17 protein-coding genes are annotated in these 15292 nt (G+C 64.2%); 10 read left to right on the top strand and 7 right to left on the bottom strand.

Annotated features, from left to right (window positions below):
• Window positions 1-172: 172 nt before the first annotated feature.
• Window positions 173-343, bottom strand: a complete 171-nt coding sequence (locus VKI00_RS09505) for a hypothetical protein (protein ID WP_324437018.1) — start codon at window positions 341-343, stop codon at window positions 173-175.
• Between the two features lie 83 nt (window positions 344-426).
• On the opposite strand from VKI00_RS09505, the gene VKI00_RS09510 reads away from it, so the two are divergent.
• Window positions 427-1137 (top strand): alpha/beta fold hydrolase, encoded by a 711-nt coding sequence (locus tag VKI00_RS09510; RefSeq protein WP_324437079.1) that lies wholly within the window; start codon window positions 427-429, stop codon window positions 1135-1137.
• Window positions 1138-1194: 57 nt separating this feature from the next.
• On the opposite strand, the gene VKI00_RS09515 is transcribed toward VKI00_RS09510, so the two are convergent.
• On the bottom strand, window positions 1195-2310 hold the full coding sequence (locus VKI00_RS09515; RefSeq protein WP_324437020.1) for an NDMA-dependent alcohol dehydrogenase: 1116 nt from the start codon (window positions 2308-2310) through the stop codon (window positions 1195-1197).
• Between the two features lie 163 nt (window positions 2311-2473).
• Between VKI00_RS09515 and VKI00_RS09520 the strand changes: the two genes are divergently transcribed.
• The 4 genes from VKI00_RS09520 to VKI00_RS33760 are packed head-to-tail and all read left to right on the top strand — an operon-like array spanning window position 2474 to window position 6900.
• A complete protein-coding gene (locus VKI00_RS09520; protein ID WP_324437022.1) occupies window positions 2474-3646 on the top strand; it encodes an amidohydrolase family protein in 1173 nt (390 codons plus the stop codon).
• Window positions 3639-5084 carry an aldehyde dehydrogenase gene (locus tag VKI00_RS09525; protein WP_324437024.1) on the top strand — a complete coding sequence of 482 codons (1446 nt, stop codon included), beginning with the start codon at window positions 3639-3641 and terminating at the stop codon, window positions 5082-5084. The genes VKI00_RS09520 and VKI00_RS09525 overlap by 8 nt, the downstream gene beginning before the upstream one ends.
• Window positions 5085-5107: 23 nt before the next feature.
• Window positions 5108-6280, top strand: a complete 1173-nt coding sequence (locus tag VKI00_RS09530) for an amidohydrolase family protein (protein WP_324437026.1) — start codon at window positions 5108-5110, stop codon at window positions 6278-6280.
• Window positions 6281-6285: 5 nt separating this feature from the next.
• Window positions 6286-6900: an SRPBCC family protein gene (locus VKI00_RS33760; protein ID WP_414687160.1), complete on the top strand. Its 615-nt coding sequence runs from the start codon at window positions 6286-6288 to the stop codon at window positions 6898-6900.
• On the opposite strand, the gene VKI00_RS09535 is transcribed toward VKI00_RS33760, so the two are convergent.
• On the bottom strand, window positions 6842-7558 hold the full coding sequence (locus VKI00_RS09535; RefSeq protein ID WP_324437028.1) for a TetR/AcrR family transcriptional regulator: 717 nt from the start codon (window positions 7556-7558) through the stop codon (window positions 6842-6844). The two genes, VKI00_RS33760 and VKI00_RS09535, sit on opposite strands and share 59 nt — an antisense overlap.
• Window positions 7559-8088: 530 nt before the next feature.
• Window positions 8089-9324, bottom strand: a complete 1236-nt coding sequence (locus VKI00_RS09540; protein WP_324437030.1) for an amidohydrolase family protein — start codon at window positions 9322-9324, stop codon at window positions 8089-8091.
• A 146-nt stretch (window positions 9325-9470) separates the two neighbouring features.
• On the opposite strand from VKI00_RS09540, the gene VKI00_RS09545 reads away from it, so the two are divergent.
• Genes VKI00_RS09545 through VKI00_RS09555 form a run of 3 tightly spaced genes read left to right on the top strand, consistent with a single transcriptional unit; the run spans window position 9471 to window position 10877 of the window.
• Window positions 9471-10091 carry a TetR/AcrR family transcriptional regulator gene (locus VKI00_RS09545; protein WP_324437032.1) on the top strand — a complete coding sequence of 207 codons (621 nt, stop codon included), beginning with the start codon at window positions 9471-9473 and terminating at the stop codon, window positions 10089-10091.
• Window positions 10088-10528: a pyridoxamine 5'-phosphate oxidase family protein gene (locus VKI00_RS09550; RefSeq protein ID WP_324437034.1), complete on the top strand. Its 441-nt coding sequence runs from the start codon at window positions 10088-10090 to the stop codon at window positions 10526-10528. Before VKI00_RS09545 ends, VKI00_RS09550 begins: the two co-directional genes overlap by 4 nt.
• Window positions 10529-10553: 25 nt before the next feature.
• Window positions 10554-10877: a hypothetical protein gene (locus tag VKI00_RS09555; RefSeq protein ID WP_324437036.1), complete on the top strand. Its 324-nt coding sequence runs from the start codon at window positions 10554-10556 to the stop codon at window positions 10875-10877.
• Here the strand turns inward: VKI00_RS09555 and VKI00_RS09560 are convergent.
• Genes VKI00_RS09560 through VKI00_RS09570 form a run of 3 tightly spaced genes read right to left on the bottom strand, consistent with a single transcriptional unit; the run spans window position 10874 to window position 13521 of the window.
• Window positions 10874-11887, bottom strand: coding sequence for a DUF2889 domain-containing protein (locus VKI00_RS09560; RefSeq protein ID WP_324437038.1), 1014 nt, complete (start codon window positions 11885-11887; stop codon window positions 10874-10876). The genes VKI00_RS09555 and VKI00_RS09560 overlap by 4 nt on opposite strands.
• A 10-nt stretch (window positions 11888-11897) precedes the next feature.
• Window positions 11898-12332: a Zn-ribbon domain-containing OB-fold protein gene (locus VKI00_RS09565; RefSeq protein ID WP_324437040.1), complete on the bottom strand. Its 435-nt coding sequence runs from the start codon at window positions 12330-12332 to the stop codon at window positions 11898-11900.
• Window position 12333: 1 nt separating this feature from the next.
• Complete coding sequence (locus tag VKI00_RS09570; protein ID WP_324437042.1) at window positions 12334-13521, bottom strand: thiolase family protein; 1188 nt, start codon at window positions 13519-13521, stop codon at window positions 12334-12336.
• A gap of 111 nt (window positions 13522-13632) precedes the next feature.
• Here VKI00_RS09570 and VKI00_RS09575 point away from each other — a divergent pair, with 111 nt between their 5' ends.
• Both VKI00_RS09575 and VKI00_RS09580 read left to right on the top strand, forming a co-directional pair.
• Window positions 13633-14091, top strand: coding sequence for a MaoC family dehydratase (locus VKI00_RS09575; protein ID WP_324437043.1), 459 nt, complete (start codon window positions 13633-13635; stop codon window positions 14089-14091).
• Window positions 14088-15290, top strand: a complete 1203-nt coding sequence (locus VKI00_RS09580) for a thiolase family protein (protein ID WP_324437045.1) — start codon at window positions 14088-14090, stop codon at window positions 15288-15290. Before VKI00_RS09575 ends, VKI00_RS09580 begins: the two co-directional genes overlap by 4 nt.
• Window positions 15291-15292 lie beyond the last annotated feature (2 nt).

A 15292-nucleotide genomic window follows, 5' to 3' on the forward strand; every position in this document is an offset into this window, starting at 1 on the left:
GATGGGCAAGCGCTATGTCGATGACGGCGGCGCGGAGGTGCTCGTGACCAAGGCGGGGGCGGGCACCTTGAGCGTGGGTGAAACTGCCTTGAGCCTCAAAGAGGCGAAGCCACTGCCCGCCAGCGACTGACGATGGCGAACCAAGCGGCACTGACCATTCCGGCCGACGGCATCAAAATGGCCGCGGACGCCTTCGGTGATTCGTCGGATCCACCGAGGTGATCGCGGTGATCGCCGAATCGATTACCGCGATGTCGAATCCGGCAGTGCCGAGTATTGGCGGCTGATCGGGGGCTCCAGCGAAGACCGAGGCGTCATCGTTGAGCGCCGCGTTCAGTGACACCTACAAATTGGCGCAACACTTAAACCGCTCGTAGTAGTTACGGTAACTTGAATAATATGAACCGCGCGCCGGTGGGTGTTGTGATGATTCACGGTGGACTACACACTTCCTGGTGCTGGCATCGAGTAGCGCCCTTGTTGACGTGCCCCTCCATCGCCGTGGACTTAACGGGCCGAGGAAAGCGCCCTGCGTGCCCGGCGTCGGTGCGTGTAAGCGACTTCATCGGCGCAGCAGTCGACGATCTCGTCAACGCGGGGTACGAGAAGACCGTTGTGGTAGCACATTCGCTGGGCGGGATCACCGCGTTGGGGATGTGCGCTGCGGTGCCGGATCGGGTAGCACATGTCGTCTTCTTGTCTGCTGTGACACCGCGACCGGGTAGCAGGCCCGTCGACGACCTCCCCGTGGCTCTCCGGTGGTTCGCGAAAGGGTCGATGAAGCGCCAACTTTCCAAGCCGGATGGCGCCTTCACACTTCCGAAATTCGTCTCGCGACATATGTTCTGTAGCGATCTCTCCGCCGCAGACACCGATGCCGTGCTTCATAATCTCGTCCCCGAGACACCCTCCATTTCCCTTGACTGCATCGAGGGAGCAACTTGTCCGGCTTCAATCGGGCGTACATATGTACGGCTGGCGCGAGACCGAGCGCTATGGCCAGGTATGCAGCGACGGATGATCGCCAATATCGCACCGGTAGAGGTGGTTACGATCGACGCCGGGCACGAAGTAATGATCAGCCGACCCGAAGCATGTGCGGGCGTGATCAATTCGGTCGTGGCCGGCCTGTCGTGACGAGGTGCCAGCGCGCGGCGCGCTAAACGATCATCACCATCATCGCCTTTCGGCTGATCACTCGCCCATGATCAACACTCCGCGAATATTCTTGCCATCCTTCAAATCGGCATAACCCTCGTTAATCTGCTCCAGCGCATATCGCTTGGTGATCAACTGGTCGAGCATCAGATCACCTCGCTTGTAGCGGTCCAGCAAGTGGGGAATCATGTACCGAGGGTTGCCCGATCCGTAGAGCGCACCGTGAATGCTCTTCTCCCAGAACGTCATCTCCATGAGGTTCAGGCTTACCTCGGTTTGGAGGATGGGAGCTACGGCGGTCAGGATAACGCGACCGCGCTTCCCGACGAGGTTGACGGTTGGCGAGACCTGTTCGGAAGTCGCGACGCCGGTGGTGAGTATGGCGACGTTCGCCATCTGGCCGTGGGTCACGGTCCCGACGAGGACGGCCGCGTCCGCCAGGCTCGCCGCACTATGGGTGGCGCCGAAAGTCTTTGCCTCGTCGCGCTTCCAGGACACCGGCTCGACGACGATGATGTTCGCCGCGCCTGCGGCACGAGCTCCTTGCACCGCGTTCATGCCGAGGCCGCCGGCACCGACGACTACCACGGTGTCACCGGTATGCACTTTGCCTGCGTTCACCGCCGAGCCCCATCCCGTGGCGACGCCGCAGCTCACCAGACACGCGAGATCCAGTGGAATATCGGGATCGATCTTCACGATCGAATACTCGTGAACCACCGCGTGGCGGGCGAATGCGCTCAGCAGATTGCCGGAGGCGATGTCCTGCCCTCGGGCGTGCGCGCGGAATCCGCCGTCCGAAATCGCGCGTCCCAGGGGGATCGAAGCCCCAAGGTCACAGAGATTTTGGGCGCCGTTGACGCACGACGGGCACTTCCCGCAAGAAGGTACGAAGCTCATCGCGACGTGATCACCGACGGTTACCGACGACACGCCCGGACCCACCTCGGCGACGATCCCGGCGCCTTCGTGGCCCCTGATTACCGGGTAAGGCGATGGAAGGTCCCCGGTAGCCGCATGGTCGTCGGTGTGACAGAGGCCGGTCGCGACGAGCTGCACCAACACCTCACCGGTACCCGGTGGATCGAGTTCCACGTCTTCGACCGACCAGCGCTCGCGTGCGCCCCAAAGTATCGCGGCCTGTGTCTGCATGCGGAGCTCCCAAATTTCGCCGATTCGCGTCGCATATCGAGAAGCAGGAGATCGAATCGTACGAGTTACGGTAACTATATTGACGGTGCACAGCGTAGCTGTTAGACAGGTCATAGAACAGTCTTTTGGCGTGTCACCGACAGACCGCTGGCGAGGAGATCGAGTGAGCGACCTAGATCTGACCCTGGTTTCCGCCAACGATCACCTGATCGAGACGGCCGATGTCTATGAGGGCCGGCTGCCGGCCAAGTGGGTGGATCGCGCTCCGCGCATCATCCCGCTGGAAGGTGGCGGCCAGCAATGGGTGCTCGACGACAAGTCCGTGCCGTTGTGGCGGCACAGTGCTGTGGCGGGAATGACGCCCGAGCAGTGGCTGGATTCCATGCTCGTCACCTTCGACGACATCCGCCCGGGATGCTATGACCCGCAGGCGCGACTGGCGGACATGGATCTCGACAGGGTCGCCGCGTCGGCCATCTACTCGTCCCCAGCGGGCGTCGGGTTCGGCGGCGACTTCTTCTCGTACGCCAAGGACGCGGAACTGGGAATTGCGGCGATGCGAGCCTGGAACGACTGGTACTTCGAAACCTGGATTTCCGCCGCGCCGGAACGGTTCATCCCCGTCCAGGTGACGTGGTACCTCGACGCGAAAGTCGCTGCGCAGGAAATCTACCGCAATGCAGAGCGCGGCTTCCGAGGTGTGACGCTGCGCAACCCAACGGACATCGGCCTGCCGTGGCTGGGGGACCCTAGCTGGGATCCGCTGCTGCGGGCGTGCCAGGAGACCGGAACCGTCCTCGTGCACCACACAGCTGATCTGCCGCACTGGCCGAAGATCAACTGGAGCATCTCCCTGGACACCGTGCCCTACGGCTACGCAAGCACGATCTTTCAGTCGGGCGCGATCGAGGCCGTGGCCAGCTTCATCTGGGCCGGGCTCGATGTTCGGTTCCCGGGCCTCAAGGTGTTGATCAGCGAGTCGGGCGGGACGTGGCTTCCCCATCTCTTGGAGCGACTGGATTGGTGTCTTGACTACTCGCTCCTGCACCGCCAGGGCTGGCCCGACCTTGACCGCAGACCCATCGACATGCTCCGGGACACATACACGTTCAGCACACTGGAGGCGCCGACTGCTCTGCGCCTGGCCCAGGAGCTGGATTTTCACAACTGGGTGCTGGAGATCGACTATCCGCACATGGAGTCGATCTGGCCCAACAGCCAGAGCGTCTACAAGCGCGACCTCAACGGTGTCGACGAGACCTTCGTCGAGAACTTCACCTGGAGGCGGGCCACCGAGCTGTTCAATTTCCCTGTCAAGATGGTCGAGCGTGTCTAGTCCTTCTTTGTTGATCGACGGCCGTCACCAGGCAGCATCGCAGGGGACGCCCCAAGACGTCGTAGACGCCTCCACGGAAGACGTCATCGCCACGTTGCAGCTGGCGGGGCGGTCCGACGTCGACGCGGCGGTGGCGGCCGCGCGGCGTGCCTTCGACAGCGGCCCATGGGCGACGACGACCGCCGCGGAGCGTGCAGGCTATCTCGACGCCCTGTGTCAGGCCCTGCTGGCACGTGGCGACGACGTCGCACGAACGGTAAGCCAAGAGAACGGTAACTCCATCGCGACATCGCCGATGGTGCAAGCGTTGAGCGCCGCCGTGGTGCCGGGATATTTCGCACAGGTTGCCCGCGAGTTCGCGTTCGATCTCGAGCCCAGGACAGGGCTGTACGGCAATCCGGTGCATATCTCGCGGCGACCGCTCGGGGTGGTGGCAGCTATCGTGCCGTGGAACGTCCCGTTGACCATCGCGATGCTCAAACTGGGGCCCGTCCTGGCGGCGGGATGCACCGCGGTCGTCAAACCCGACCCCCAAACAGCGCTCAGCGCACAGATTCTCATCGAGGCGGTGCAGGCGTCCGGGTTTCCCGACGGGGTCATCAACGTTCTGCCCGCAGATCGAGACGTCAGCGAGTACCTAGTCTGCCACCCCGATGTCGACAAGGTGTCGTTGACGGGTTCGACCGCCACCGGTCGCCGGGTCGCTGCTCTGTGCGGGAAGCGCATCCGGCCCTGCACCCTCGAACTCGGTGGCAAGTCCGCGGCGATCGTCACGGACAGCGCGGAGCTCGACCATCTGATCGCGGGCCTGCTACCCGGTATGACAATGATCAACGGCCAAGCATGTGTGGCTCAGACCCGGCTGCTGGTTCCGGCGAGCAGGGCCGACGAAATCACCCAGGCTTTCGCGGAGGCGTTCACCGCGCTGCGAGTGGGGAATGCCCTCGATCCCGACACCGACATCGGCCCACTGATCTCGGAGACCCAGCGTGCCAGAGTGCTGGGTTACATCGAACGAGGCGTGGCCGACGGCGCGACCGTCGCAGCTGGAGGAAAAGCCACCTCGGTCGACGGCCGCGGATTTTACGTCGAGCCGACATTGCTGACCGACGTTCACCCCGACGCCCTCGTCGCCCAGGACGAGATCTTCGGTCCCGTCATCGTCGTCCTGCGTTACGACGACATCGGCGAAGCCGTTGCCATAGCCAACAATTCGCAGTACGGGCTGTCTGGTTCGGTATGGACCAAGGACCCCGACGAGGGTCTCGCGATAGCGCGACGCATCAAGACCGGCGCGGTCAACGTCAACTACTTCAGCATCGAGGTTGGCGCGCCGTTCGGGGGATCGAAGTCCTCCGGCCTCGGTCGTGAGGGCGGTCCCGAAGCCCTGGACGGATACCTGGAATACGGCTCAATCGGCGTCCAGTCGCCGGCTTGATTACTAAACGGAAAGGGCCACCCATGCCGCTACAAGACCACCATCAAATCATCTCGGTCGATGACCACCTCATCGAGCCGCCCCGAGTGTGGCAGGACCGTCTGCCGGAGAAGTTCAGAGAGGCCGGTCCCCGGATCGTCGAGACGAACGGGAATCACGTGTGGCACTACGACGGCGAAGTCTTTCCGACGCTTGGACTCAACGCCGTCGCGGGTAAGCCGCGAGAAGAGTGGGGCTTGGACCCCGTTCGATATGAGGACATGATCCCCGGCTGCTACGACCCCGCCGCCCGTGTCAAGGACATGGACCTCGACGGCGTGCAATCGGCTATCTGCTTCCCGTCCTTTCCCGGCTTCGGCGGAGGCACATTCCTTCGGGCAAACGATAAAGAACTCGCCCATCTCTGCGTACAGGCTTGGAACGACTTCTACATCGACGAGTGGTGTGCAACCGCGCCGGATCGCTTCATTCCGATGGCGATCCTGCCGGTGTGGGACATCGACCTAGCGACGGCCGAGGCGCAGAGGGTCATCGCCAAGGGCGCGAAGACGATCTCATTCCCCGATAGTCCGCAGCCGCTGGGCCTGCCAAACTTCTACACCCGCCACTGGGATCCCCTGTGGTCCGTTTGCTCGGAAGCGAAAGTGCCGCTGTCACTTCACTTTGGCTCCGGCTCCTATGTTCCCGGTTTCCCGTTTCAATCGACGAACTTGGGCCTCGGGATGCTCGAGCAGAACGCACCGTTCGTCGTCGCCATGATCCTCTTCTCGTCGAATCTGATGTGGACCACCGTCGACCTGTTGATGTCCGGAGCGCTGCAGCGGTTTCCAGACTTGACGTTTTCACTTGCCGAGGGCGGAATCGGGTGGATCCCCTACATCCTCGAGCGGTGTGACTTCGGGTGGGAAAGGCACCGCTACTACCAGAACATCGACTTCGACGCCCGGCCCAGCGATCTGTTCCGCAAGCACTTCTACGGTTGCTTCATCGATGACGAGCACGGTTTGGACAACCGACACAAGATCGGCGTCGACCGGATCACGATCGAGGCGGATTATCCCCACTCGGACTCGAACTGGCCCAACAGCCGCAAACGAGCCGCCGAGGTCTTCGCCAATATTCCTGACCACGAAGTCGAGATGATGGTCGAGACCAATGCCCGCCGCATGCTCAACTACCCGCGCGGAGGTCAATGAGGATGATGCCCGGTGGCGAACTCCTCGCGTCAGATGTGAGCGTGCAGTCGACGGCGCCGGTGCGGGTGAGCCGAACGACGACGGTGCCGGGCACACCCGCCCAATTCTGGACAGTTTTGGCCGAAGACCCCAGTGCATGGGGTTTGTGGTGCCCGGGTTTCTCCACGAAGAGTGGTTGGGTCACACCGGGCGCTCCCGCGGTGAGTAGCCAGCGGCTCATGCATGCATTCGGAACGACGTTCCTGGAGACGATTCTGGAATGGGAGGAATCGCAGCGCTTCACCTTCTACATCAACCGACGCGGTGTTCCCGGCCTTCGTCGGTTCGTCGAAAGCTGGTCCCTGCGGCCAGCAGGCAACGGTGGCGACGCTACCGAGGCGACGTGGACGATGGCTGTCGAAAGCGTCTTTCCCACTTTGATTTTGCGTCACGCTTTGAGTGTGCAACAGCGAGTTATGATGGCGATCGCAGGCCGTCGGCTGGCGAAGATGTTGAGGCTCGATCAGGCCCTCGTTGATCGGCTGCGGGTGTCGCCTGCCGCGACTCACGCAGTGTCCACGTTTAGTGGGCACTGCGTTGACGCTTACGCTTCTTCGCCGAGGATTCGATTCCTTCGATGAAGATGTCGAGCATGATGTCGAACTCGTTGTCGGATCCGAAGCGAGCGTCTCCGCTGGTGTTGACATCAGACCCGCCACCCACCGACTTGACGAGATCGTCGAGGTATTCGCGGTGGTGGGTGGACGTGCGGGTGAAGTCGTCTTCACGGAGCGCAGAGGCAACGGTGAACATCGACAGCCCAAAAAACGCCCTCACGGCCACTTGGGGTGGCACGCCGCCATTCACCATGGCATCGACGTGGCGTCGGATGTGCGCGACGATGGGTGCATAGCTATCCGGATCCGCAGGCAATATCTCGCCGCGGAAGAAGATGAGATCGGCCAGGGTCGGATGGCGCTTGAGGCTGTCGCGGACAGAGTGATAGTGGACGCGTAGCTCCTCTTGCCATTCTGCGTCCGTTGCGTCGACGTGGGTTTCGTACAGCTCGAGCGCAGCGCGTTGCCCCATGGCGTCCAACAACTCATCGCGACCGCGGAAGTACGAGTAGAGAGTCATCACGCCGACGCTCAGTCGCTCGGCCAGCACGCTCATCGTGAGACCGTCAATGCCGGACTCCCGCGTGATCGTCAACGCAGTATCGACGATCTGTTCAGCAGTGAGGGACCTCGGTGCACCCCCACGCCGTGGGCTTCGTCCGGCTTTCGCAGACGTCGACATCACCGTTTCCTCTTCGTCTGAAGTTCTACGCGTCTGTCCGGCAGCCTACGTCCACATGATGTCCCGAGCGTGGCCACCGACGCGATGGTGCACGCCAGCCCATAATGGGTAGCCAATTCGAGCGCTGGCATCGTGCACGCAACGTCGTACGGTTCGAGCGCCCCGCCAAATTCTCGGGCGTCCCTACCAGCAACGCGTATGCGTTACGGTAACAGCATTGATCGACGGCGGGTGATGTATTAGACAAGACGAGAAGCGCACTGCTTCCGTCCGTGGAATGGCAGGAATGCACAACGTGAAAGGAGTGCCGCGTTGAGTACTGCCGTCTGCCCGCACGCGTAGGCGCCGGTAGCGCGAAGACCGTTGACGCGATGAAGGGCGGTGTGAAGCTACGCGACCTACTCAACATCTCGGTCCGTCCCGGCGGCGAACGCAGTGGCGCGAAATCCTTTCGGTCGTCGCAACCCTGTCGATCGGAGTTGTGATGACCGCGTGGACGTTGAATTCGTCGGGGCTGCTTGTTGTTTGACCTAGATGCCGACGGTTTCTAGTGCCGGGGGTTTGACGGCGTTGGGGTCGGGGTTGGCGATTGGTAGGCCCATGAAGCGCCTGGCGTTGTCGCCCATGAAGTCATAGGTCCGCCGGGTGTCCATGCCCTCGGCGTAGTGCCAGTAACGCTTGGGCTCGGCCAGGCCTTCGGGGTGTGGCCAGTCTGATCCGAACATGACTTTGTCCCATCCGACGGTTTGCACGACGTCGGCGACGGAGCCCTCCCAGAACGGGCTGACCCAGACGTTGCGGCGGAATACGTCGTGGGGATGTTCGGGGAAGTTCTGCGGCATCTTGTTGTACGTCGACTGCAGGTCGTCGAAGAGCGGCTTGATCCATGAGCTGCCGTTTTCGACGCTGGCGATGCGCAGCTTCGGGAATCGGGTCAACGTGCCGTGGCAGATCAGGCTGGTGAGCATGTCGGCGATTTCCCGGTGACCGAGCGCGGTCCACTTGAAGGCTGACATCTCGAACGCGCTGCTGGTTGACGGCGGTTCCCACTTGTCGATGTATTCCTGCAGTGGAGGTTGGCTGGCGTGCAACACGATTGGCAGGCCCGCGTCCTCGACGTCGCGCCAGAACGGATCGAACTCCGGGAGCGCGGGGGAGCGCCAGCCCTTGTAGCCGTTCACCGGCGCCGGCTTGATCAGCGCGACCTTGGCGCCGTTGTCCAGTATGTATTCGAGTTCGCGACGCGCTTCGTCGACGAGTCCCAGGGTGAGCACCGGCGTCGAGTAAACCCGGTTGGCGTGGCTGAAGCCCCAATGTTCCAGCATCCACTGGTTCAGGGCGTGGATGATCGCCACCGTCAGGTCGGGGTCCTCGGCGGCCGAGTGCTCGACCAGGTTGGCCAGCGTCGGGTAGTTCAGGCATGAATCGACTCCCTGGCGGTCCAGTTCGGCGATCCGGTCCTCGGGGTTGCGTGCGCCAGGCGGAGTGTCGATGCCGCGGCCCGACATCTCCCGCATCGACAGACCCTCGGGGTTCTGGCCGGAGTAGAACTTCTCGTGCGCTCCGGGAGCGGCGACCCGTTCGAACGTCGGGTTGGGCATGTAGTCAGTGATCTTGTTCAGGATCGCGATCCGCGTATGCCTGCCCATCTGGACGAACTGCACCTTGGGCTGGAACTGCTCGGGCAGGTATTTCGTCAACGCATCGGGGGTCTCGTACATGTGCTGATCGGCATCGAAAATCGGTGCGTCGGTGAACTGCGTCATCGTGGTGCCTCTCGCTATCGATATACGGCTCGGATATGAGTTTGGCGGAACTTGACAGTTGTGTCAAGTCTGGGCCGCTATGATCAAGAATTAGCATTTTAAGTGTGATGATTGCGGTTGACGATGCTGTCATATAAGGTCGCCGCATGACGGTGACCCCGGCTTCGCCCGCCGAGCGGCAACTGGACGCCACTCGCGGTGAACGCACGCGCTCTTCGATCCTTGATGCCAGTCGCAGACTCTTTCTGGAACGCGGCTACGCGGGCACCCCGATCAACGCGATCACCGAAGCGTGCGGTATTTCACGGGCCGGCTTTTACACGTACTTCAAGGACAAGCGCGAGATCTTCGACGTCCTCGGCAAGAACGCTTACCGCGAGGCCCTCGCCGTCATCGCCGAATGGGCCGACGCCGACGATTCGTTCGGCCCGGCCGACATCCGGGCCTGGGTCGGCCACTACTTCGACTATATGGATCACCACGGCGCGTTCGTGCTCGCGTCGACGCAGTCGGCGCCCGACGACGATGATTTTCGAAAGTCGCGCAACCGCATGGTGACTCGGGCGTCGTGGAAGCTGGGCCAGGCGATCGCCGGCAACGGCGCACACTCACCCGACGTCATCGGCGTCGCCGTGATGGGCCTCTTGGACCGGGCCTGGTACACGGTTCACCGGCAGACCGTGGCCGTCGACCGCGACGAGATGATCGCGGTGGTCGCCGAGATGATCGTCGCGATGGCGGTTCCGCCCGCGCCTCTCGCGTCGTGACCCCGCTGTCGCTCGACACGCCGGACGTCGTCGAGTTCATCCGTGCCAATCATCGCGTGTTTCTCTTCTGCCGCGACGGCGCCCGACGGCCGATCGGCTATGCAATGCGTTCGGTCGCCTATCGCTCCGCCACCCGCTGTCTCTACTTCGCCACCTATGCCAAGAGCGCCAAGGTCCACCACCTGCGCTCGGCTCCCGAGGTCGCATGCCTGATCGGCGACGACGAGGGTTGGGTCTCCGTTGGTGGCCTCGCGCACGTCTACCAACCGTCCGCAGCCGAGGTCGACGAACTCATCGGCGAACGTTCACCGGATGAGCGCGTGCCCGAGTCGGTCGTGACGAAGGTCCGCGACCGCCTTCTCAGCGGCAAGCGGTGCTTCATCGGTCTGAGGCTCACCGAGATCCGCGCCGCCGATCTCCCCGATCGACGTGCCTAGCCCGCGCAGCGGCGGCCCGGTTTCCATGACCGAGGAAGAACTGGCCGAGTTCCTGGCGCAGGGCCCGTGCGGCGCGATCTGCGTCGACGCCGACGGCCAGTTGCTGGCCCTACCGGCGCGGGTGGTCGACTTCGACTCCGCGAAAATCGCCGTCACCGTTGACGGCGTCCATGGTGACACCACGCAACACGCTGAGATCCAGGCCTGCGTAGTGGCCGACACGTTCACCGCCTATCGGGACATTCGCGGTGTGATCGTGCGGGGCACGGTGGTATGGCCACCCGGATCGGACGATATGGCCACGCTGACGGTCAGGCGCACGCTGACGTTCTCATTCGTCAACGCCTAGAGGACGAGGGGTATCAACGCGGCCACGTCGGCGACGCTGCGTAACAGATCGTTGAGGTGGGTGCATGTGCTGGTGCCGAACAACTCTTGCCGGACCCGGAAGTGCAAGTCGCTCAACGTCATACCGGCGATCCGCTGTGCGCTCGCGACCGCGCCGGGACACTCCCGCCAGGGCAGCACCCGTGGTGTGGCGCGTGATTCGACGATGACGCCGGTTTTGGCGTCGACCTCGGCGTCCAGGGTGTACTCGTGGATGATGGTCTCGATCCCGTCGCTGCGCACGTAGGTATCACGGAACATCGCATCGATGCCCACCCGTGACGGCGACTCACCCTGGTAGACGTCAATGCGGCGCCTGCGGCGCATGGCGTGGCGCGGTAACGCCGCCACGTGGTGCCAGGCCCACCGGTCGTCGTCGTTATCGAGGTCTGGAGCCTGCGGGCCGGTGGCGATCACTGGATCGCCCGCCTCGAACGACGTCAGCAACAGCCCGCCGGTCGCGAAGCCCGCACACTGGTCGGCGACCGGCAGGTACCCCGATTTCGCGACGTCCCCGAGCAGGTTCGACGCCGACAGCGCATGGCCGGATATCAGGGTGGCGACGGGAACGTCGTCAAGCAGCGTGTAGCGCAGGTCGCGGGCCTCCCGCAGCTCGGGCGCCGCCTTGTCGGCCGCGGCGCGAAACCCGCTCATCGCAGGGGCGCCCGCCAGCCGCGACATCGCGGCGACCGCTGGCGTCAGCTCGACGTGACGGACGACGCGGGCGATCAGCTCGATGGTGGCCGAGAGCGTCGCGGTGCTGAGCTCGGTCGCCGTTCCGTCGGCCGCCGTCCACAGATCGCGCGCCCGCCCCATCAGATACACCGGGTCCAGCGAGCCCTCGTCGCGGGTCATGTCGATCGACGTGGTGCGGCGCGCAGACCGGGGACGACGCAATGGATTACCGGTCGTGGGTTCGTGCACGCCGTGCAGCGGATGAAGCCCGAAGGGCGGGGAGCCCAGGTCGGTCACCGGATGGACTTTAGCTCCCCTGGGCCGGTCGGAACGCGAACGTCAAGAGCGAGTGACCATCGGCGGTCTCCAGTGTGGTGGTGGTCGACACCAGGGGCTGGCCGATCCGCAGTTCGGCCGGGATCGCATCGACGATCAGCGTCTCCACCAGCACGCGTTCGGCCAGCTCGACGAAGCCCACCACATACGGCTGGAACACCTTGGGGTCCCGATTGCCCTTGTACGGCAACGGTGGTGGGAACTCCTGGGTGGTGTAGGTGTACAGCGTTCCCTCGGTGGACAACTCGATCGGCTCGATGTCCTCCTGGATTTCGGCGTCGCCGTCGAACAGCTCGGGCCGCTCGGCCGGGAACTTCACCACGCCTGTTGAACGGCGCCGCGACGCAAGCAGCACCGCACGGTCGCCGTCGACCCGGAAAAGTCCCTCGGTGATCAGCGGGGTCATCTCAGGCCACCTCGATGACCATCGCGGCGCCCATGCCACCGCCGGCGCACATCGACAACACGCCGATACCTCCACCGCGCCTGCGCAATTCGTAGATCGCCGAGGTGACCATGCGGGCACCCGTTGCGGCGATCGGGTGGCCAAGGCTGATGCCCGACCCGTAGACGTTGACGATGTCCTCGTCGAGCCCCAGTTCGCGGGCGCACGCCACCGCCTGCGCGGCGAACGCCTCGTTGATCTCGAACAGTGCGACGTCCTTGAGCTTGCGGCCGGCCAGTTCCAGCGCCTTGGGAATGGCGGTGATGGGCCCGCTGCCGGTGCGGTTCGGCGCCACCCCGACCGCGCTCCACGAAAGGATCTGCGCCAGAACGTCGCTCGCGGTGTCCGGGGCGGCGAGCGCCACGACGGCGGCGGCATCGTTGATGCCCGAGGAATTGCCGGCGGTCACGGTGAAGCCTTCGATTTCGGGATGCAGCACTTTCAGGCCCGCCAGCGACTCCATCGAACTGCCGCGACGAGGATGCTCGTCCTCGGCAAACGTGATCGTGCTGCCGTCGGCCTGGGGAACCTCGACGGGAATGATCTCGTCGACGAATGAGCCGGCGTCGATCGCCTTGACCGCGCGTTGGTGACTGCGCAATGCCCACTCGTCCTGCGCCTCGCGGGTGATCCCGTACTGCACCGCGCAGTTGTGCGCGACGGTGATGGACATGTCCAGCGCTGGTGCGTCTGCGGTCGGCGGATGCGACAGCGGAAACCACTGTTCGTAGTCCTCTGGGGACTTGCCGGTGGTGAAGGGCTTGCGCTTTTGCAATATCGGTCCAGTGGAGAGCGACTCCATGCCGCCGGCCAAAATGGCGCGGCTCATGCCTGCCGCGATCTGACCCGCGCCGACGGCGATCGCCGAGAGGCTGGACGCGCACTGGCGGTTGACGGCCAGGCCGGGGATCCCGGTCAGGCCGAGGTCAACCGCGATGTAGCGGGCACTGTCGCCGCCGCCCTGCAGGCTCTCGGCCAGCACCAGGTCGTCGAACTCCGCCACGTCGAGGCCGGACCGTTCCACCACCGCCGCGACGACAGGCTTGGCCAGTTCGACCGCGGGCATGTTGGCCAGCGTGCCCTTGCGCGCCGTTCCGATCGGTGTGCGGGCAGCGGCCACGATCGCTGCGCGGGACGTGGTGGTGGCCATGTGTCTCCCAAGATCGTCAGGGTGACGGGCTGGTTGCCCGATGAGCGAGGCCAGTCTATACCGTTAAATAGATATCGATATATCAGGTCAGCGTGACGTTGGGAGCAGCCCGTGAAGGTGATCAAGTCCGTCGATGACGCGCTCGCGACGATCGGGGAGGAACTCGGTGTCAGCCGGTGGGTGGACATCGACCAGAGCCGGATCGACGCGTTCGCCGACGTCACCATGGATCACCAGTGGATCCACGTCGACGTCGAGAAGGCCAAGGCCGAAAGCCCTTACGGCGCAACGATCGCGCACGGCTTTCTGACGCTCTCGCTGATCCCCGGCGTAAGCAAGGACAACTACCGCGTCGAGAACGCCAAGATGGGCATCAACTACGGCCTGAACAAGGTGCGATTCCTGTCCGCGGTCACGGCGGGCAGCCGGGTGCGGGTCCGCTCCGAGCTCGCGGACGCCGCCAAGGTGGCCGACGACACGGTGAACCTAACCGTGCGTCACACCGTGGAGATCGACGGTGTCGACAAACCGGCCGCGGTCGCCGAACTGATCGCTAGGTTCGTCTGGTGACCGGCGGTCCGTTCGACGGTAAGGCCCTCCTCACCGGGGCGGGCAAGTCGCAGGTCGGCCGGCGGCTCGGCCGGACGGGGTTGGATCTCACGCTCGAGGCGGTGCTGCGGGCGATCTCCGATGCCGGGCTGAGCGTCGACGAGGTCGACGGGATCGCCAGCTACCCGGGGCCGGGCGTGCCCGATCCCGGGTTCTCCGGGGCCACCGTTCAGGAGGTCCGCAACGCACTCGGGCTGCGCTCCCGCTGGTACGTCTCGGCGCTGGAGGCCGCGGGCCAGATCGGCCCGGCGATCGAGGCGTGCATGGCGGTCAGTCTCGGGCTGGCCAACCACGTCGTGGTCTATCGGTCGGTGTGGGAGTCAACCGCCGCGCAGCAGGCCGGCGGCGGTCGCGCCTCGGTGCTGTTCGGCGGCGGCGAGTTGCCTCCGCACCTGGAGTGGACGGCACCCTTTGGCGCACTGTCGGCGGCGAACTGGCTGGCGATGCCCGCCCAGCGCTACATGCACGACTTCGGCCTGACCCGCGAGCATTTGGGCCGCATCGCGATCAACGCCCGCACCAACGCCGGACTCAACCCCGACGCGGTCTACCGCGAGCCGATGACGATGGACGACTACCTCGGTGCCCGGATGATCTCCGAGCCGCTGTGTCTCTACGACTGCGACGTGCCATGCGACGGCGCCACCGCGGTGATCGTGTCGCGCCGTGACGCCGCCAACGGCCTGCCGCGTCACCCGCTGACGGTGGAGTCTGTCGGCCCCGGCATGTTCGAGCGGGCGACCTGGGACCAGCGCCGCGACATCACCACGATGGCCGCCCACGATTCGGCCGCCACGCTGTGGGAGCACACGACGCTGACTCCCGCCGACGTCGACATGGCCCAGCTCTACGACGGCTTCACCTTCCTGACCGTGATGTGGCTGGAAGCGATGGGTTTCTGCGAGCACGGCAAAGTCGGCCAGCTCCTGGAAGACTCAGCCGACGGTTCGCGTATCGCTCTAAATGGTTCGCTGCCGATCAACACCAGCGGTGGGCAACTCTCCGGTGGTCGACTGCACGGAATGGGCTTCCTGCACGAGGCGTGCGTGCAGTTGTGGGGCGAGGGCGGCGATCGGCAGGCGCCCAACACTCCCGAGGTGGTGGCCGTCGGGGTGGGCGGCGGACCGGTCGCCGGGTCGATGTTGTTGAGTAGCCGGTAAAT

It is taken from the genome of Mycobacterium sp., assembly GCF_035314665.1.
In the GTDB taxonomy this organism is placed as follows: domain Bacteria; phylum Actinomycetota; class Actinomycetes; order Mycobacteriales; family Mycobacteriaceae; genus Mycobacterium.